Annotated in this window: 16 protein-coding genes and 3 pseudogenes; 5 read left to right on the top strand and 14 right to left on the bottom strand. The window is 56.5% G+C overall.

Annotated elements, in window-relative coordinates; all coding sequences use genetic code 11:
- Positions 1-306: pseudogene (locus tag PLD_RS06140) on the top strand (protoheme IX farnesyltransferase); the annotation flags it as partial.
- 140 nt (positions 307-446) lie between these two features.
- Here PLD_RS06140 and PLD_RS06145 read toward each other — a convergent pair.
- From PLD_RS06145 to tssI, 9 genes are all read right to left on the bottom strand, one after another.
- Positions 447-719, bottom strand: a complete 273-nt coding sequence (locus PLD_RS06145; RefSeq protein WP_159890866.1) for a hypothetical protein — start codon at positions 717-719, stop codon at positions 447-449.
- Between the two features lie 393 nt (positions 720-1,112).
- Positions 1,113-1,382: a PAAR domain-containing protein gene (locus tag PLD_RS06150; RefSeq protein WP_159890868.1), complete on the bottom strand. Its 270-nt coding sequence runs from the start codon at positions 1,380-1,382 to the stop codon at positions 1,113-1,115.
- Between the two features lie 43 nt (positions 1,383-1,425).
- Entirely contained in the window at positions 1,426-2,325 is a 900-nt protein-coding gene (locus PLD_RS30610; protein WP_256674560.1) for a hypothetical protein, read from the bottom strand.
- A 148-nt stretch (positions 2,326-2,473) separates the two neighbouring features.
- Positions 2,474-2,779 carry a hypothetical protein gene (locus PLD_RS06160; RefSeq protein WP_159890870.1) on the bottom strand — a complete coding sequence of 102 codons (306 nt, stop codon included), beginning with the start codon at positions 2,777-2,779 and terminating at the stop codon, positions 2,474-2,476.
- Positions 2,780-2,897: 118 nt separating this feature from the next.
- Complete coding sequence (locus PLD_RS30615; protein WP_256674561.1) at positions 2,898-3,812, bottom strand: hypothetical protein; 915 nt, start codon at positions 3,810-3,812, stop codon at positions 2,898-2,900.
- A gap of 6 nt (positions 3,813-3,818) precedes the next feature.
- Positions 3,819-5,738: a hypothetical protein gene (locus PLD_RS06170; protein ID WP_159890872.1), complete on the bottom strand. Its 1,920-nt coding sequence runs from the start codon at positions 5,736-5,738 to the stop codon at positions 3,819-3,821.
- Complete coding sequence (locus PLD_RS06175; RefSeq protein ID WP_159890874.1) at positions 5,731-6,573, bottom strand: hypothetical protein; 843 nt, start codon at positions 6,571-6,573, stop codon at positions 5,731-5,733. Before PLD_RS06175 ends, PLD_RS06170 begins: the two co-directional genes overlap by 8 nt.
- Entirely contained in the window at positions 6,573-7,151 is a 579-nt protein-coding gene (locus PLD_RS06180) for a DUF4123 domain-containing protein (RefSeq protein ID WP_159890876.1), read from the bottom strand. The genes PLD_RS06175 and PLD_RS06180 overlap by 1 nt, the downstream gene beginning before the upstream one ends.
- Entirely contained in the window at positions 7,148-9,232 is a 2,085-nt protein-coding gene (gene tssI / locus PLD_RS06185) for a type VI secretion system tip protein VgrG (protein WP_159890878.1), read from the bottom strand. The genes PLD_RS06180 and tssI overlap by 4 nt, the downstream gene beginning before the upstream one ends.
- A 280-nt stretch (positions 9,233-9,512) precedes the next feature.
- Between tssI and PLD_RS06190 the strand changes: the two genes are divergently transcribed.
- Entirely contained in the window at positions 9,513-10,067 is a 555-nt protein-coding gene (locus tag PLD_RS06190; RefSeq protein WP_159890880.1) for a cytochrome b, read from the top strand.
- Between the two features lie 163 nt (positions 10,068-10,230).
- Positions 10,231-11,076: pseudogene (locus PLD_RS06195) on the top strand (IS5 family transposase); the annotation flags it as partial.
- A 29-nt stretch (positions 11,077-11,105) separates the two neighbouring features.
- Here the strand turns inward: PLD_RS06195 and PLD_RS06200 are convergent.
- Together PLD_RS06200 and tnpB are read right to left on the bottom strand one after the other, a co-directional pair.
- On the bottom strand, positions 11,106-12,638 hold the full coding sequence (locus PLD_RS06200; RefSeq protein WP_159890882.1) for an IS66 family transposase: 1,533 nt from the start codon (positions 12,636-12,638) through the stop codon (positions 11,106-11,108).
- 18 nt (positions 12,639-12,656) lie between these two features.
- A complete protein-coding gene (gene tnpB / locus PLD_RS06205; protein WP_256674562.1) occupies positions 12,657-13,061 on the bottom strand; it encodes an IS66 family insertion sequence element accessory protein TnpB in 405 nt (134 codons plus the stop codon).
- A 40-nt stretch (positions 13,062-13,101) separates the two neighbouring features.
- Here tnpB and PLD_RS06210 point away from each other — a divergent pair.
- Positions 13,102-13,263, top strand: a pseudogene (locus PLD_RS06210) (transposase); the annotation flags it as partial.
- 140 nt (positions 13,264-13,403) lie between these two features.
- On the opposite strand, the gene PLD_RS06215 reads toward PLD_RS06210, so the two are convergent.
- Both PLD_RS06215 and PLD_RS06220 read right to left on the bottom strand, forming a co-directional pair.
- Positions 13,404-14,285: a queuosine precursor transporter gene (locus tag PLD_RS06215; protein ID WP_159890884.1), complete on the bottom strand. Its 882-nt coding sequence runs from the start codon at positions 14,283-14,285 to the stop codon at positions 13,404-13,406.
- Complete coding sequence (locus PLD_RS06220) at positions 14,272-14,874, bottom strand: helix-turn-helix transcriptional regulator (RefSeq protein WP_159890886.1); 603 nt, start codon at positions 14,872-14,874, stop codon at positions 14,272-14,274. Before PLD_RS06220 ends, PLD_RS06215 begins: the two co-directional genes overlap by 14 nt.
- A gap of 540 nt (positions 14,875-15,414) precedes the next feature.
- Between PLD_RS06220 and glyA the strand changes: the two genes are divergently transcribed.
- Positions 15,415-16,770: a serine hydroxymethyltransferase gene (glyA, locus tag PLD_RS06225; RefSeq protein WP_159890888.1), complete on the top strand. Its 1,356-nt coding sequence runs from the start codon at positions 15,415-15,417 to the stop codon at positions 16,768-16,770.
- A gap of 96 nt (positions 16,771-16,866) precedes the next feature.
- Here glyA and PLD_RS06230 read toward each other — a convergent pair whose 3' ends face one another.
- Positions 16,867-17,568 (bottom strand): hypothetical protein, encoded by a 702-nt coding sequence (locus PLD_RS06230; RefSeq protein WP_159890890.1) that lies wholly within the window; start codon positions 17,566-17,568, stop codon positions 16,867-16,869.
- Between the last annotated feature and the right edge of the window lie 103 nt (positions 17,569-17,671).

The following is a 17,671-nucleotide window of genomic DNA, read 5'->3' on the forward strand; positions in this document are numbered from 1 at the left end:
GTGCTGCCGGTAAAACGTGGTATTCGCGTGGCCAAGAAGCACATCCTGCTCTACATCCTGGCATTCCTGGTGGCGACCCTGATGCTGACCTTCAGCGGTTACGCCGGCATGAGCTACCTGGCGGTAGCAGCGGCGATGGGCATGTACTGGCTGTACATGGCCTGGACCGGCTACAAGGCGGTGGATGACACCGTGTGGGCGCGCAAGCTCTTTGTGTTCTCGATCTTCACCATCACCGCGCTGAGCGTGATGATGTCGGTGGATTTCAAGGCCCCGACCGAGCTGTTGCTGACCTACGCGCACTAAGCTGTCCAGGCCACAGAAAAGCCCCGCCTTCGAGAGAAGCGCGGGGTTTTTTACATACGTGAACGAGTCACTCATCCTGGGTGACGATTCAGGTTTACGCGGCCACGCTCTTCATCACCCCTGTCGCAAGGCTACCGGCGTTAAGGCTCAGCTAAGTCCATGGCTTGTTGTTCTGCTACGTGCAACACGTCACATCCGTCCTGCAACAACAAGGTGGCCACACTGGAGAAACGCATCAGATCGAGGTCGTCGGCGTTGCGGCGGGTCATGCCGGAGACACTGTCCAGCAGGTCGCGCGCAGCGCGGATGCGCAAGCCGGCGTAGATCAGCAGATCAAGCAAGGGCGCTTGAGGGTTGATAAAGGCGACAGGGTGGTCGGTGGTGCTGGAGGAGGTGAAAGCTTGGTAATCCATAACGGTGACGCTCCATAACTTAGGTAGCTACCACCAATCGCGGCCAAACGAGGGAGGGTGGCAACTGTACGCGGGTTGGCCGACCGGACCTAAGCATCCCGGCACACCCGAAGGTGTCCCACGCACAGTCGCCATAACACGAACGTGCGAGCGCAAAAAAGCGCTTGCCTTGTTATGGGTAGCGCCTGTGCGCTTAGGATACTGACGGCCAAGTCAGGTCGCTGAATTGGCAGCGACGGGCGTCACTATATGGATGCCAGTTCGTCACCGCAAGAGCCGTGTTTTTCCGAGATGTAAAAGCAAGATGCCCGTAAGACTGAGTGCGATACCTTGTCTTGAGCCGCTTTTTCGCCGCGGGCATCGACTGTATTTTTCATCAATGGGCGGGCTCCCTCAGGCCTTCGCATACTGGGCTGTACAAGAGGACATGACGCTGCAGCCACAGGCCAGTGTCGCGGGTTCAAATGCCATCGGGCGGCCATTATGGATCGCGCTGCCGTCACCACCGGACACCAGGGCATAAGTACCCAGGTGAGTCGGGCAAAGGGCTTTATCGCCGAGCAGGCATTGGGCAATGCCATTCACCGGAAAGCCGCTGGCTTCAATCATGCTTCCCCCGCCTGAGTGATTGTCGCCCAAGCGGATTGCACCTCGTCCGGACATGTTTGCCTCCTTTTCATTGAAGGTGTTGTCGTGTACTCATCACTCACAACCCCGCCGGCAAAACCTGCGGATCACGCTGACGCACAACGGCCAGAAACTGCTCCAGCAACTCGTCGCGCTCGGTGACGGCGCCCGGCAGGCAAGTGATCGCGGCGTAGGGTGTCTTCATCAAGGGGTGGTCGATTTCTTTGGGGTTAGGCAGGCCAAGTAGGTCACGCAGACGTAAGACAGCAAGGATTTCAGTGGGATGAACAGCCAGGAAAACCGAACCGAATTCAAACTTTCCGCTGTCATCCTCGCGCTCGGTCAAAGCGATACGTTCCACGTGGGTATCGCAAGCCAGCAGTAGCGCAGGTAGCAGCACATCGGGATCGGGATTGCGCCAGTTGGCCACCAATTGCCCCCAGGCCAAGTCACGGGGCAAGGCGTGCTTCTCCAGATCGAGGGGTTGGCCCAGCCAGTCGCCGATAATGCTCAGGCCGAAGGCGGCGTAGCGCAGGGTGGTACCGAGGGGTAGGTCATGACCGTCACGAATGCCATAACCGCCCTCGATACCTGCGAACAATGTTTCATGATAGGGCTTTACCAGTTCGGGCTGCCCTGTAGCGATAGCCCCTAGCATCAGGTGAGTGGCACCATCCAGGTCTCCACTTGTTTCATCGTGAGTACCTTTGACATTTTTTATATCTATTGCTTTTGCATACACCATCCGTGCAAAAGCATGGGTCAGATGCTGGTTGGCCAAGCTCCATTGTTCTGTCTCTGCAATCAAAAGGCTTTTTTTTACTTTCTGCATCCCTAATGCAAAGAGTCCGAAGATTCCATCAACGGCAGCTCCAATATCCCCCTGACCTTCTAGGTATTCCTCAAAGTCAGTCGTCGGAAAAGAGCGGCCTGATGCCCATTCCTTTGTTTTTCGAAGACTTTTTTCCAGTCTACTCATAGCGGTTTTTGCCATTTTTTTCACCACGTATTGAGTTGAATCCCAGAGCCATCGCCAACTAATTTGCTTAAACTTCCCTGGGAGTCGAAGAATATTTGTGCGTGGAGGTATTCGATTTTTTTGTTGCGCTGCGTTCCCCTAATGGCTTTCATTTTTTGTCCACATTTGGATCAACTTCGACCATTTTTTCGGGTGTCCATCCTCCTCTTTCTGATTCTATTTTATCTATCAGTTCCTTGAGCTTTTTCGCCCCACCTCCCTTCTGCGTCTTATTAAACCCCGGCGTCCTCACCCCGCCCAAAGTTGCCTTGGTTTCAATCACCAGCAGCGTGTCCTCGGTAAAGTTTAAGGTCTTGGTCGGCGCCGTGCCTTTGACCCCATCAATAAAATGCCGCTCGGCATCGGTAGGTACGCGTACGGTGATCGAGGGCGGTGGCGGGACCCACACCAGCATGTCGAGTCCATGGCCACTCTTGTTGGACAGGCCGAAGCGGTTGGGGACCTTGGCGTTGTCGCTGTAGCCGAGAATGCGTTTGGGCTGCCCCTTTCGATCAGGGCCGCGGCATTTGCATTCACAGCCCCACGGGCAAAACCTGCGGATCACGCTGACGTACAACGGCCAGAAACTGCTCCAGCAACTCGTCGCGCTCGGTGACGGCCCCCGGCAGGCAAGTGATCGCGGCGTAAGGCGTCTTCATCAAGGGGTGGTCGATTTCTTTGGGGTTAGGCAGGCCAAGTAGGTCACGCAGACGCAAGACAGCGAGGATTTCGGTGGGATGAACAGCCAGGAAAACCGAACCGAATTCAAACTTTCCGCTGTCATCCTCACGCTCGGTCAGAGCGATGCGCTCCACATGGGTATCGCAAGCCAGCATTAGCGCAGGTAGCAGCACTTCGGGATCGGGATTGCGCCAGTTGGCGACCAATTGTCCCCAGGCCAAGTCACGGGGCAACGCGTGCTTCTCAAGGTCGAGCGGTTGGCCCAGCCAGTCGCCGATAATGCTCTGGCCGAAGGCGGCGTAGCGCAGGGTGGAACTGAGGGGTAAGTCGTGACCATTGCGGATTCCATAACCTTCTTCAATGCCAGCAAACAACACCTCATGATAGGGTTTAACGAGTTCGGGGCGGCCCGTCGCAATAGCGCCTAGCATCAGATGAGTGGCACCATCTAGATCACCAGCAGATTCACGATTAGTACCTTTCAATCTTTTTATATCGATTGTTTCAGCATACAACGTGCGTGCAAAACCATGGGCCATATGCTGGTTAGCTAGGCTCCATTGTCCTGTCTCGGCAGCTAACAGGCTTTGTTTTATTTTCTGCATTCCCAAGGCAAAGAGCCCGAAGATGCCATCAACGGCAGCTCCAATATCCCCCTGGCCTTTAAGGTATTCCTCAAAGTCAGTTGTCGGAAAAGAACGCCCTGATGCCCACTCCTTCGTTTTGCGCAGGCTCTTTTCCAGCCTGTTCATCGCGTTTTTTGTCATTGTTTTTCACCACGTATTAAGTTGTATGCCTGAGCCATTATCAACGAGCCTGTTCAAGCCTCCCTGCGAGTCGAAAAATATTTGTGCATGAAGGTACTCAATCTTTCCGTTGCGCTCTGCGTCCCTGATGGCTTTCATTTTTTTGTCCACATTTGGATCAACTTCGACCATTTTTTCGGGTGTCCATCCTTCTCGGGTTAACCGAATTTTCTTCATCATTTCCTTCATTTTTTGCGCCCCCCCTCCCTTCTGCGTCTTATTAAACCCCGGCGTCCTCACCCCGCCCAAAGTTGCCTTGGTTTCAATCACCAGCAGCGTGTCCTCGGTAAAGTTTAAGGTCTTGGTCGGCGCCGTGCCTTTGACCCCATCAATAAAATGCCGCTCGGCATCGGTAGGTACGCGTACGGTGATCGAGGGCGGTGGCGGGACCCACACCAGCATGTCGAGTCCATGGCCACTCTTGTTAGACAGGCCAAAGCGGTTGGGAACCTTGGCGTTGTCGCTGTAGCCGAGAATGCGTTTGGGCTCCACCTCCCATTTTTGGAGCAGCGTCGCGGCAAAGGCTTCCTCGCCGGCATCACCGACGATCTTGCCGATTCTGCCCACCACCTTGAGGCTGCCGCAGTGCTGCACGATCAACATGGTGAGTCGGTTGCGCAAGGTGTTGGACATGACCGCGTAGTTGGCTTTGCCCATGGGGGAGCTGTAGCCAACCTGGCTGCTGTTGGTGTCCAGCGAAGGGCGATCGAACCACTCGCCGCTGCCGGTCTGATGATCTCTGTTCCTGGCGCTGTAGCCACCTTCGCGCTTGCTGCCGCGCAGTTCGATGGCCAGGGGCTCGGCAGAGGTGTGGCCGCCCAGGCGCTTGCGTTGCTCCTCGCTCAGGACCTGGACATCGAGTGCGGCCGAGGCCGGAGCGTCGCGGCGTATCTTGCGCAAGATCCAACGCGCCCCGCCAAAGGCCGCGGGGGTCAACATGACCAGGTTGATGAACATGAACACCTGGCGCCCGCGCTCTGCGCCGTCCTTGGGGTCGGCAAGCTGTCCCAGGCTGGCGAAGAGTTTTTCCCCAACGTCGATGTCTTCGCCGGTGATGAGCTTGGTGCTGCCGCTGCCGATGGCATTCAAGGCCAGCGCCGTGTCGATGGCGGCGATGGTGTAGCGAATGGCCTTGTAGCCTCCGAACAGGCCGCGTCCCACAATGCCCACCACCGGGATCAACGCCAGGACGCCAAAGACGATCTCGGTAACGGCGAAGACCTTCATCCAGGTCTTGTCGATGTCCTTGGCCCGTTGCAGGTGCCGGGCCAGATCCTCGGCCGCCTTGGCCAGGTCGTATTGACCGCTGATAGTCCAATTGAAACTGCGCAGCGCAGGGCGTTCGCCATAGGCGCCGATGGTACGGTCGTCGGCGTAGCGGGCGCTGGTAAAGGTCCAGAAATAGATCCGCCGATCATGGAAGACGAAGTTGTCATTGCTGCAGGCAATGTGTGGCGGTGTTGGTTGGATGCCGGCGACTTCCGCCCAGAAGCGCGGGGTGACGTAGTTTTCGGTGTCCATTTCGTCATCCAGGCAGACGAACTCGTAACCCTTGGCTGCGACAAAGGCATAGAGCTCGGCCAGATAGGTCTCGCCACGGGTCGCGCCCAGGCTGTCGATGACCTGCAACAAGTAGGCATCCCGGAAGTTCTGAACCTTGTCGTTAATCCACGGGTTGCGGGTAAACCAGTCGCTGGTGGCCGCCTTCTCGTGGGACGGAATGCCCAACAGCAGGTCCGCGTCTCGGGGCCCCGCTGGGCCGTTGAGGGCGAATGGAACCCCCAGTTCGGTGCAGGCTGCGCACACGCCCCTGGGGCTTGGTGCCTGGTTATCCATCGCGTCCTGGGCGAGTTTTTCGTAGCTGGCGTTGACAGGGTTCTCAGCCATGGTCGGCCTCCATCAGGATGTTCTGGTGTTGGCGCAGGAAGGTCGCCAAGGCATGGCTTCGGGCAGACAGATCGGTGACTTCGTCGAGTGCGCGATGCAGGGTTTTAAGCAGTGGATTGAGGTGGTAGAAGCGACCGAAGCTTGCGGCCAACAGCAGGTGATGAGTCAACAGCAGCAGGCTGGTACGCGCCACGCCATGAAGATCATCGGTAGGCAGCGGCACGGGCAGGCCCATCTCCTGGTAGATCCGGTACTCGTAGGCGGTCAGCGCCTTGCGCTTGATAGGAGCCAATCCGAGAAATTCGCAGGCATCGGCTTCGTACAGCATGAACAGTTGCAGAACGTCTGCTGCCTTTAGCACGCCGCGCAAGGCCGCTAATCGCTGAAACGCCGACCAGATAGCGTCGTGACCGAGTTTTTCGCTGGGAATGGACAGGATGTCGAGGGTCACCTCATGCATCGAGCACTGCACGGACTCAAGCTGCCGACGCAGCTTGATCGCGGTATTGACCGCCATGTCCAGGCGCATGTCCTGTTCCATGCCTGAATCGTCGAGGATGAGAGCAACCTGTGCGTAGGCCGGATCACGTTCCCAGTGCAGCCCCAGCAGGACACTCAAGGTGATGTGGCTGCTGTACGACTTACCCTGATCGCAGCCAGCGGCTGTGGCATTGACGCCAGCCTGGTTGACCAGACCTTGCACACAGTCCGGCTGACTGGGGAGGCGGGGTATGACGGCTGCCAGGGTCTGGCACAAATAGCGCGTCAGCCTGCGGTTTGCCTGCTCGCGCTCAATGCGCTCCATCGCGCTTAAGTCCAGGGTGTTCAGGGCCATCAGCTACCCACCTTCGCCGTCACTTCATGCCAAACCAGACAACCATCGAATATGGCTGCGCTGTCGTCTTGCTGTTCGAACAGGGGTTGCACCCACCGCGACAAGCCGCTGTGTGGCCCATGAAAATACAGTGCTTCAATGCCGCCCTCGGCAAACAGTCGTGCCAGGGGGGCTGGGGCGTGAGAGAGCGAGGCCACGTAGGTGTGCAGCGCGTCCGGATGGCCCAGGCGCAGGAAGAAGAAACGCCCCTGATCTTCGAATTTGCTGAAGCGTCGCAGGTGTTGCCACAACTCGGCGAAAGGTCGCCGGCTGAACAGCCAGGTCAAGGCCAGCCGATCATAGTGTTCGCCCAGCCAACGATCAAAATCGCTTCCCGGCTCGACCTGGCACAGGTGCGGCGCGTGTTGTTCCAGGCCGTTCATCGACTCCAAACGCCACAGTGAGCGGTGGGTGACACCATGGAACTCCATGCGTGCAAGCAGATGACGCTCGGCCGATGCCTCGACCAGAACGAAAGCCGATGGGGGATTGGAACGTTTGAGCAGAGCGAGCTCATCAAGGTGTTGAAAGGCACTCATGCTTTGTCCCCCCTGGCGAAGGGGCACTCTTCGATCAACGCAGAACCTTGGTTGATCGCAGCTTCAATGGCTTGGACCTGATCACCGCCAGGGGCAACGATGCTGACGTTGCCTTTGAGCCGGATGTTGGGCGCCTCAAGGGTTATCCCGCTGGCATCGAGTAGGATCTTGCCTGCCGGCCCACGAATCAGAATGCGCTCGGTGCCTTGCAGTTGATGCTCCTGGGTCAAGGTTCGCAACGCGGTCTTGGCTTCGATGGACTGCACGCCCTCGATCACGATTTTTTCGTTTTCACCGACCGTCACCCAATGGCTGGCGGTGATGTCTTCCTTGAGCGTGTTTCCGATCTTGCGGACTTCGTTGCGATCAATGGTGACGAACACATCCTGACGGATGTGCTCCTTGCGATTGCGGCTGACCGTATGGGTTTCGTCTTGACCAATGGAGGTGATGCGATCACGCACCACACCAATGGTCTGGTCATTGCCAATAGAGACTGTCTCGTCGTTATTGACATGGATGTTCTGGTCTTTTTGTGCGTGAACGTAGATCTCCTCCTGTCCTTTGCGGTCTTCGATGCGCAACTCGTTATAGCCGCCTCCACCCGGACTGCTGTTGCTCTTGAACACGCTGCGGGTCTTGTTCGCCGGCAGCGGGTAGGGCACCGGTGTGTGCTGGTTCGGCACGCAGCCGGTGACCAGGGGCTGCTCAGGGTCGCCGCCGATAAAGCTCACCAGCACTTCCATGCCGATGCGCGGGATGATCACGTGGCCAAAACCTTCACCGGCCCAGCTGGTGGCCACCCGCACCCAGCAGCTGGAGAACTCGTTGCGCTCACCCTCGCGGTCCCAATGAAACTGAATCTTTATCCTTGAGTGTTCGTCACACCAGATTTCCTCCCCCGCAGGACCGGTCACCAGCGCGGTCTGGCTGCTCAGGCGGGGCTTGGGGGCCGGCTCTTGCGGCCGAAAGAAGGTGTCCCAGGGGATGGCGCTGAAGCGGTTGCGGTAACCCTGGGTAAAGCCGTCGTGGCGGTCGTCGCTGGTGACCGACTCTTCCAGCACCTGCGGTTGTCGACCTTCGTGCTCGACGCTGACCAGCAACCACATCTGGTTGTATTCGCCGCGCGGGTGCTCGCTGAGGGTGACCAGATGGCCACAGCGAAAGGTCGACAGATCACTCTGCCCCTTGGCCAATTGGTAGTCGGCGCGGTGGCCTTCGAGGGCGATCTGGCTCAACTGCTTGCCCACCGCGCCGGTGCTGTAGCGGCCGGGGTAGCGATAGTCTTCCAGCACCGGGGTGGCCTCGCTGCGCACAGCACTGTGCAAGGTGCTGGGCACCGGATCGAGTTTAGCGCCGCTGGAGGCGCTGCGCGGGTCGGGCTTTTTCAGGTTGTAGTCGCGGCGCACCACCTGGCTGGTGCGGGTGCTGAAACGCACCGCGAAATGGCTGACCACCGGGTCTTCGGCGGCCAGGCCGCTGCCTTGCTGATAGCGCGCGGTGGCGAGGATCGGGTAGTCGGTCTGGTTGTCGGAAAACACCAGCAGGTGCTGGTCGAGGCTGTGTTCGTGGTGCCAGTGAATGCCGTCTTCAAAGCACAGGCGTTGTAGAAACTGGAAGTCCGTCTCCCCGTATTGCACGCAATACACCCTGGGCACTGAAGGCTTGGGAGCAATGTTGAAGCGGTATTGGTCGGCGAGGATGCCGTGTTCCTTGAGCACCTTGGCGATGATCTGCGGCACTGTCAGGTTCTGGTAGACCCGCTGGTTGTGGCGGTGCTGCAACTGGTACAGGTGAGGGCGCAGGATCAGGTGATAGCGGGTCATGCGCTTGCCGCTGTCGCCGACTTCGATATCGTCGATCAGCCCATGAATGCCTTCACCCTTGAGGCCGAACTGTAGGAACGCCGGCCGGTTGAGCAGGCTTTCCAGATCGACATTGGGGTTGTCCGAAACCAGCTCGACATGAATTGCATACAGCTCGCTGATGGCTTCGTGACCCTTGAAGGCCAGCACCTTGAAGTCGTGGCGAACGGCAAGGATGGACAGCACGAAATGCGCAGTGTCGGCCGGCGCGAACATAGGCTCATCCTTAAGCGTGAGAGAGGCCAGGCCCGCGCCATACCTGGCCCGGGTGCGAAGTGGCGCTCAACCTAGCAAAGGGCGCGCAAACGCTAATATGGGACGAGTCTGGAAAGTCGCTTGAAGTTTCTGGCTTTAAGTTGGCGTTTTTAATGAGCCCCCGTGTGTGGAGTAATCACCCAAAGGATGTTGTCGTTACATCATTTAAAGTTTTTCGGCCCAGTACGATCCCCGGGCTGGGTAAAATTGCCGGTTCGTTGATTAAGCCTGAGTGGATGTCATGCAAAGCCGTATTGAAATGAACGACTCCAAGGCGCGTTACGGCGCGCTCAGTCGTGGGTTGCACTGGGCCATGGCGCTGGCCTTTGCCTGGATCTATTGCACGACCGCTGCCCATTACCTGCTGGAGGATTCGGCATTGGACAAGTTCCTCTGGCCGACCCACAAGCAAGTGGGGCTGCTATTGATGGGGCTGTTGCTGGTGCGGCTGCTCTGGAGCCTGCTGAACCGCCATCGTCGGCCGCCGAGCCTGAACCTGGCCGCGCGTCTGGGGCATGGGTTGCTGTATGCCGGCATGTTCGCCATCCCGTTTCTCGGCCTGCTGCGCCAGTACGGTTCCGGGCGAGCGTTTTCCGCCTTTGGGCTGCCGGTGATGAGCGGTTTCGAAGGGCCGAAGATCCAGTGGATGACCGACCTGGGCAACAGCTTCCACAGCCTGCTGGGCTGGACCTTGCTGGTACTGATCGTGGGCCATGTAGCGGCGGTGATCCTGCATTGCGTCAAAGGCCAGGGGCATGTCCTGCGGCGCATGGCGGGTAGCACGACCTCGGCTTGATTGATCGTCCGAGCAGAGAAAACCCCGTCTTCGAGAGAAACGCGGGTTTTTATTCAGAGTCCGTCAATTGGCCTTAGGGATTCTCCGATCAAGTCAGCACAGGCCATCTGACCTGTGCTGAAATAGCCCTCCGTCCAACTGCCCTCTACAAGCCCGCCATCCCATGAGCCAGATGAGCTTTTCCGATTTCGAGTACGCCGGTAAGCGCAAGCAAACCCGTCGCGAGCGTTTCCTGGCCGAGATGGAACAGGTGGTGCCGTGAAGCGGGTTGGTGGCGTTGATCGAGCCGCATTACCCTAAGGCTGGCGGTGGCCGCAAGCCGTATCCACTGGAAACCATGCTGCGTATTCACCTGCTGCAGAACGGGTTCTCGTTGAGCGATCCAGCCATGGAAGAGGCGCTGTACGAGATCACTTCGATGCGCCAGTTTGCTCGTCTGACGCTCAGCGCTCCGATCCCCGAAGACACGACGATCATGAACTTCCGGCACCTGCTGGAGAAGCATCAGTTGGCGGCGGGCATTTTGGAAACCATAAACAATTATCTGCGAGACAAGGGCCTGTCGTTGCGCCAGGGTACCATTGTCGACGCTACTATCATCCACGCACCCAGTTCGACCAAGAACAAGGAAGGCAAACGCGATCCTGAAATGCACCAGACGAAGAAAGGCAACCAGTACTTCTTCGGCATGAAAGCGCATATCGGAGCCGACGCAGAATCGGGCCTGGTACATCATGTCCATGGCACAGCCGCCAACGTGGCTGACGTGACGGAAGTTGCCCATCTGTTGCACGGTGGCGAGAACGTTGTCTGTGCTGACGCCGGTTACACCGGCGTAGAGAAACGGCCTGAGCACGACGGTCGGCAAGTGATCTGGCAGATCGCTGCGCGACGCAGCACCTACAAGCATTTGAGCAAACGCAGTGCGCTGTACAAGGCCAGGCGCAAGATCGAGAAGGCCAAAGCCCAGGTACGTGCGAAGGTCGAACATCCGTATGCGATCCATAAACCCCACCTGCCCAACAGTGGGTCAACGGTTTACTGTGGCATTTCGGGCGAGCAGTTCCACGGCAGTAGCGCCTCGTAGTCCTTTACTGACGAGGCATGCGGCAGCCGCTCTAGTACGTGGCGTAGCCACGTATAAGGCTCTTGGCCGTTGACCTTGGCGGTCTCGACCAGGCTGTAGATCTTCGCGCTAGCACTGGCGCCATTGACGGTATCGCTGAACAACCAGGCCTTGCGCCCGATGACAAACGGCTTGATCGCTCTTTCGGCCGTGTTGTTGTCGATGGGCAAATAACCCGCTTCGACATAACGCTCCAGTCGGCTCCAGTTATTCGCCAGATAATGCACCGCCTTGCCTAATGCACTTTGCGGCGTCACCTGGGATTGGGTTTTATCCAACCAGACTTTCAGCTGCCCCAAGATCGGCAGGCTCTTTTCCTGGCGAACGATAAACCGCTGTTCATCATCGGCTTCCTTAAGTTCACGCTCGATCCCGTACAGCTTGTTGATCATCGTCAGTGCGATATCGGCCCGTCCGGTTTTACCCTTGGGCTGCACTTTTTGCGCGTCCACGAACTTGCGTCGTGCATGGGCCATGCACGCCAAGCGCTCCACACCCGATTGCAACGCCAACGCGTTATAGCCGGCGTAGTCGTCGGTCATGACATAACCGCGATAACTTTCCAGCAGCCGTAACGGCACCTCCTGCGCACGACTGGACGTGTAGTCAAACAACACGACTTTACGATCTGGCGGGCCGCTGGCTTGCACCCACATCCAGGATTGGCTGGTCGGATCTCGATCCGGCTCTTTCAACACCTGGACACGGGTTTCATCGCAGTGGATGACCGGACTTTCCAGCAGGCGGTCACGCATCAAATTCAGCAGTGGCTGGAAGTGTTCGCTGCACTGGATAATCCAGCGAGCCAGCGTTTGCCGAGGGATCTCGATGCCGTGTCGGCTCAGCACACTTTCAAAGCGGTGCAGCGGCAGACCATCGACGTATTTAGTCGTTAGCAGCATGGCCAGTACGCTTGGACTGGCCATGCTCTTTTCGATCAATTGCGCGGGTTTGTCGGCAGTGACCGGTGCTGTTTCGCAGCCCCGGCAGCCGTAGACCTTGCGGATATGTTTGATGACGCGGATCTGCATCGGCACGATGTCCAGTTGCTCGCTGGTTTCTTTGCCGATGGCGTGTTTGCGGCAACCGCAGCCGCAAGTCAGTTCGTGTTCGGGTAGTTCGTGGATGACCTCGATCCGAGGCAGATCGGCTGATAGTGGTTTACGTTTACCTCGGCGTTTAGTCGGGGCAACGACTTCTTCGTCAGAGGTGTCGGAGACCGGAACCGCAAAGCTTTCGGGTTCATTAAAGAGCACGAGCTGCGGCGTCTGCGGATCGACGGTTTGCTCTGACTTACGCCCGAAAAAACGTTCACGCCATAGTTTGATCTGCTCTTTCAGGTCAACAATCTGGTCTTTGTCCACCTGACGCTCACTGAGCATCTGCACAAGCATTTGCTTGAGCAGAACCGGATCATCAGGGAGGTCGTCGGGCATGGAAATCATGGCCCGGATTATATCCAACTATGCGACAAATCGCGGCGTCAAAACCTGATGCGGACGGTTGCGCCACAGGTCAAAACCGTCGAGCAACCAGTTCAGTTCCTGAGCCGTCAGCACAATGGCTTCATCGGTGACGTCAGGGGAGGTTTTGAAACGTTCGGATTCAAGGCGTTTGAGCCAAAGACAGAAGCCGTTGCGCTCCCAATACAACACTTTGATGCGGTTACGGGCTTTGTTGAGGAAGACAAAAAGTACCGGATCGAACACGGCGACTTTGATGTCCAGCTCTACCAGCGCGGTCAGACCGTCTATGGATTTTCGAAAGTCTACGGGCTTGGGGTAGAGGTAGACTTTTTCCACTTTTGCATCGGGTCGCATCATGAGGTACTGGCTCCTGAAAGAGTTGAGGAGCACAGCTTCGAGCATCAGATTTCGACTTGGAATGTGGGCTTTATGGGGCGCATACGAACATCCGTTTCGGGTGATCAAGCGTCAGTTCGGTTATGTGAAGACCCGCTTCCGTGGCCTGGCCAAGAATACGGCGCAATTGACCACACTGTTCGCGCTGTCGAATCTGTGGATGGTGCGCCGGCAATTATTGCCTGCTGCGGGAGAGGTGCGCCCGTGAGGGCAGAAAACCAAGGCTATGCCTTGGTTTTCCAATAATCAGCGGCTGAAAATCGGGGTTTTCGGCATCTCCAAGCCGTCCATTTGCGGCTGGTGGGTAACTTGTTCGGAGAATCCTTAGGAAAAGCACCCCGCGTCTTATTATTTTTCCTGACTGCTGTTCATGTATTTCTTGAACAGTGACCTAGTGCCATAGGCAGGCAAAATGTTGAAAAAAGCAAAGAAGACTTTGATCGCGATCTGAAAAAAAATCATGTTCAGGATGTCGCTGTTCTTCATCAGTCCATAAAAAGCGATGTAGCAAAATAGAAAGCTATCGATGATCACCGCGAAGAAGGTGCTCAAGAAGATTCGAAAAAAAAGGAATCTGGAATTCGTCAGCTCTTTTATCTTGCACAGTAAATATGAGTTTATGTTTTCAGAAATAAGAAAAGAGACAGAGGATGCTACCAGCACGGAAGAGACTTGAGTGATGACCTCGTTATAAGGGGTGTCGAGTTTCCAGCCTGGCACTCCAGGGAGGAAGGTAGAACCATAGAGCAAGATGAACACCATGGACGTGCTTGTGAAAGCAAGAAAGATAGCTCTCCTTGCCAGTCGGAGTCCAAAGTTTTCATTCAGTAAGTCAACGATCAAAAAAGTCAGAGAGTAAAGGAATGTACCAGGAGTGATAATGATGCCCAGCGATTCCAGATAAATAGGTTTTGTCGCAGCAATACTGGTGAAAATATAAAATGTGACGAGCAGTAAGTTAAGAGTTATGTAAATCATCCATGAGTTTTCATGGCGATCATTAAGGTCGTAGGCAGTGAGGGTGTCTCCTTGGGAATATAGCTTTTTATATAGGTTTTTAATTTCTACTTTGTTCAGGTTGTCCATTATTTCACTGTTCAGAACCTCTCTTATTTTTATTCTGATGACCTTGCCTGTAGCGATAATCATAATCACAGCAAGTTTTTTATTGTTCTCAAAGCCTAAGAGTTTATATTTGCTGTTTTCAATCTCAGCTTCATGGGCCGTCATTGAATCGCTCCTCAATGATGTCGCCCACTACATGCAGATGATCTGAGTCGGAACATGCGTTGCTTAAGATAAGAAATTTTCCTGTTTGGTTGTCGTAAACCAGTTTTTCTTTATCGTCAGTTGATGAGCCTTTTTGTACGATCAATAGATCGCCAGGCTCATTTATACCGCTGATTTCATTTTCCAGTAGTACGGCTATTAAGTTGTAGGAAGTGCCGAAGTAGTAAGTCAATGGATGAAGTGTGGCTAGTTCTCCAATTCGTTTGTCCATGTTGGCCAGCAGCAGGCTCTCCTTGATGATCGGAACGGCCGCTGGGTTCATGTTCCCTTGAGGCGAGATGCTGCTTTCGATGATTTCCTTTTCTTCAAAGTCGATAGTTTCTATTTCTTCGTAGGAGACACCGAAGAAGTCAGAAATTTTTCGAATGGTGGACTGCTGTACGTTGGTAACCTTGCCTTCCAGAATGTTGTATATGGTCGTTCTGGTCAGGCCGCTGGCGTTGCACAATGACAGCTGTGTCTCACCACGACTTTTTATCAGGTATTTAATGTTGCTCTTTAAATGCTCTGTTCTTTCTCTTTTGTGCATCAGATGCTCACCACTTCCGTTTGGTCGTAGCCCATTGAGTCTTTCATAGAGACTGAGTCCTACTCAGCATTCATCTGTTCGATGTAGAGGCGGGCTCAGCCAGATCAATGTGGCACAAGTGTGTCCGGGTCTTTCTTTATCAGTACCACCTCGCTGCTACTCCTTTAGCCAGGTTGCATCCATCCAGGGATATTTCGTGGTCGCTATTCTGAGCGAGCAAGCCGTTGCAGGTGGAGCCAGCCCAGAGGCACCTTAGGTTAGAAGTGTTGCATGCGCCGGCCATGACAATACAGTCCCAGAAGCTTGGCGTCATGGTCCTCGATGGTAAGCGTGTGCAGCAAGCGCAAAGCTGACGCTGTCCTTTCATGACAAAAAAGCATCATTTAATTTGTAAAATGTTTAATTTTTTGATTAATTCCCTTGTGCCTTATAGAGTCTGACCCGGGGCTAGGATCAGCCCGATGCACACAAGCGAACGTGAAATTTAGGAAGCGTGCAGTCGTTCGTGGCACGCGACACTCAAGGAAGGGGCACAGAATAATGGCAGTTGATACTGAACAACTCAGAAACCAGGCCGACCTGCTGCGGCGTGGCTTGGCCGACCTGCGAAATGAAGACGCCGAGCTGGCAAGCATCCTCGATGCAGAAGTCGCGCGTCAACATCGCACACTGTCCCTGGCTTCATCTTCCTGCGCGGCCGGCCCTCGCAGTTTGGCAGCATCAGCTTCGGCGCTGGTCAACGTCACGGTGCAGGGCATTCCTGGCCGGCGTCATTATAGTGGGTGCGAGAACGTCGATCTGGTCGAATCCCTGGCGATCCGGCGGGCCCGGGAGCTGTTCGCTGCGCAGTACGCTGGCGTGCAATCGCATTCGGCCTCGAACGCCAATTACCAAGTGCTGACGGCGCTGGCGGAACCAGGGGATACGATTCTGGGCATGGCCCTCGAACAGGGTGGGCACCTTGCACATGGCCGAGTGGAAGCCTTCACGGAGGCCAACTACAAGGCTGTTCGCTACGGCACCACATCCCAGGGGGAGATCGATTACGCAGAAGTGCGCCAACTGGCGATGGCCCATCGTCCGCGGATCATCATTTGCGGGGCGACGGCCCATTCTCGGGTCGTGGACTTTCAGCGCTTTCGTGCCATTGCCGATGAGGCCGGGGCCATCGTGCTTGCCGATATTTCCCATATCGCCGGGCTGGTGGCCACCGGGCGCCACCCGAGCCCGATCGACGCGGCGCACGTGACCATCACCTGCACCCACAGGCAGCTCGCCGGCCCGCGTGGAGGTCTGATTCTTTCCGGCCGTGATGCAGACACCAAAGTGCCTGGACTGAGGTCGAGTTTTCGCCGGGTTCTCGAACAAGCGGTTTCCCCCGGCATGCAAGGCGCGCCTGCCGTCAACATGATCGCCGCCAAGGCGGCCGCCCTGGGGCATGCCATGTCTCCCCAGTTCGATGCCTACATGGGGCGGGTTCGCGACGCGGCGGATGAAATGGCCAGCGCGTTCATGGCCCGGGACTACGAGGTCGTGGGCGGGGGCACGGAGAACCATTCGATTCTGTTGCGGTTGCGGGGGGGCATCACCGGGGCCATCGCCGAGTCGGCGCTGGAAACCTGCGGCATCATCGTCAACAAACTGCGCGCTCGGGGGGAAACCCGCTCGTCGTTTGTCGGCAATGGGCTGTGCATCGGCAGCGGCTCCGTCGCTCAGCGCGGCATCGATCCCCAAGGCTGTCGCCAGGTCGTCGATCTGGTGTGCCGGATACTGGACAAAGTGACGCCCCTTGGCGAGCAGAGGTATCAGCTGGATTCCGTGCTGCAGGAGCAGTTCCGTCTGGAGGTGGAGGCTTTGTGCTTGAGGTATCCCATTGCGGATTACCGGGATAGCTGAGGAGCAGGCCAGGCCCCGACTTTGCTGTGAAGTACGGGGCTTTTTCTTGGCGGCTGGGGGAGGCTTCGCGAGCAAGCTCGCTCCTACAGGGTCGGGTTACAGCTGTTGTTGCGCGCTGTAGCCTTCGAATGCAGTCTGTTGCTGGATCGCGGTGATGATGTTCTTGCGGGTCGCTTGTTGCTCGTTGCCGTTCTTGTCGAGGAACATTTCGCTTTCCAGTTCCGCCGCATCGCCTTCGCCGACAAAGCTGAAACCGAGGAATTCGAAGGCTTCGCGGTCGACGTTGGCCTTGGAGCGCGGGCGCATCGGCAGGGTGACGCTGATGCCGTCCTTGCTGATGGCGAACACTTCCATTTCCTTCTTCGGCCGTGCCTTGCTCTTGCCGCCGCTGGGGTTGCTGATGGCCTGGTGCGTCTGGTTCAGCACTTTCAGGGCCAGGCCGTAGACCAGCTCCTGGAAGTCGGGGTCGTCCTTGTAGCTGGAGAGAATCCGGCTGATGGGGAATTTCTTGCTCAGGTCTTCCAGGGCGGCCAGGTCGGCGGCCTCGGCATCTTTGAGTTGCTTGAGCTGGCCCATGAGTTCATAGGCGGTGTCGTCGTCAAAGCGGTCGTGGGCCTGGCGAATCGCAGCACGCAGTTCGCGAATCTGGTCACTTTCTTTCGAGCTGTGGAAGGCGTCGAGCACCATCTCGCTGATGGTCTTGGCCTGGGACACGTGCTGGGAAAGATGAATGGCGTTTTCGTATTCGGCCTTGTTGGACAGGGCGATCACGGATTCTTCGGTGTTGGAATCAGGCATTGAACATCCACTACTTGGTTTAACAGGTTTGAGGCGCGAAAGGCCCAGGGGGCTTTTCGGGGGCGCCTAATCTATTGGAGCCGGACACTATTGTCACGGACCA

This window comes from Pseudomonas sp. LD120, from assembly GCF_009861525.1.
Lineage (GTDB): Bacteria > Pseudomonadota > Gammaproteobacteria > Pseudomonadales > Pseudomonadaceae > Aquipseudomonas.

Excerpts from the sequence above, each read along its gene's own strand:
- PLD_RS06145 (WP_159890866.1), bottom strand. The coding sequence starts at position 719 with ATGGATTACCAAGCTTTCACCTCCTCCAGCACCACCGACCACCCTGTC.
- PLD_RS06150 (WP_159890868.1), bottom strand. The coding sequence starts at position 1,382 with ATGTCCGGACGAGGTGCAATCCGCTTGGGCGACAATCACTCAGGCGGG.
- PLD_RS30610 (WP_256674560.1), bottom strand. The coding sequence starts at position 2,325 with ATGAGTAGACTGGAAAAAAGTCTTCGAAAAACAAAGGAATGGGCATCA.
- PLD_RS06160 (WP_159890870.1), bottom strand. The coding sequence starts at position 2,779 with ATGCTGGTGTGGGTCCCGCCACCGCCCTCGATCACCGTACGCGTACCT.
- PLD_RS30615 (WP_256674561.1), bottom strand. The coding sequence starts at position 3,812 with ATGACAAAAAACGCGATGAACAGGCTGGAAAAGAGCCTGCGCAAAACG.
- PLD_RS06170 (WP_159890872.1), bottom strand. The coding sequence starts at position 5,738 with ATGGCTGAGAACCCTGTCAACGCCAGCTACGAAAAACTCGCCCAGGAC.
- PLD_RS06175 (WP_159890874.1), bottom strand. The coding sequence starts at position 6,573 with ATGGCCCTGAACACCCTGGACTTAAGCGCGATGGAGCGCATTGAGCGC.
- PLD_RS06180 (WP_159890876.1), bottom strand. The coding sequence starts at position 7,151 with ATGAGTGCCTTTCAACACCTTGATGAGCTCGCTCTGCTCAAACGTTCC.
- tssI (WP_159890878.1), bottom strand. The coding sequence starts at position 9,232 with ATGTTCGCGCCGGCCGACACTGCGCATTTCGTGCTGTCCATCCTTGCC.
- PLD_RS06190 (WP_159890880.1), top strand. The coding sequence starts at position 9,513 with ATGCAAAGCCGTATTGAAATGAACGACTCCAAGGCGCGTTACGGCGCG.
- PLD_RS06200 (WP_159890882.1), bottom strand. The coding sequence starts at position 12,638 with ATGATTTCCATGCCCGACGACCTCCCTGATGATCCGGTTCTGCTCAAG.
- tnpB (WP_256674562.1), bottom strand. The coding sequence starts at position 13,061 with ATGCTCGAAGCTGTGCTCCTCAACTCTTTCAGGAGCCAGTACCTCATG.
- PLD_RS06215 (WP_159890884.1), bottom strand. The coding sequence starts at position 14,285 with ATGACGGCCCATGAAGCTGAGATTGAAAACAGCAAATATAAACTCTTA.
- PLD_RS06220 (WP_159890886.1), bottom strand. The coding sequence starts at position 14,874 with ATGCACAAAAGAGAAAGAACAGAGCATTTAAAGAGCAACATTAAATAC.
- glyA (WP_159890888.1), top strand. The coding sequence starts at position 15,415 with ATGGCAGTTGATACTGAACAACTCAGAAACCAGGCCGACCTGCTGCGG.
- PLD_RS06230 (WP_159890890.1), bottom strand. The coding sequence starts at position 17,568 with ATGCCTGATTCCAACACCGAAGAATCCGTGATCGCCCTGTCCAACAAG.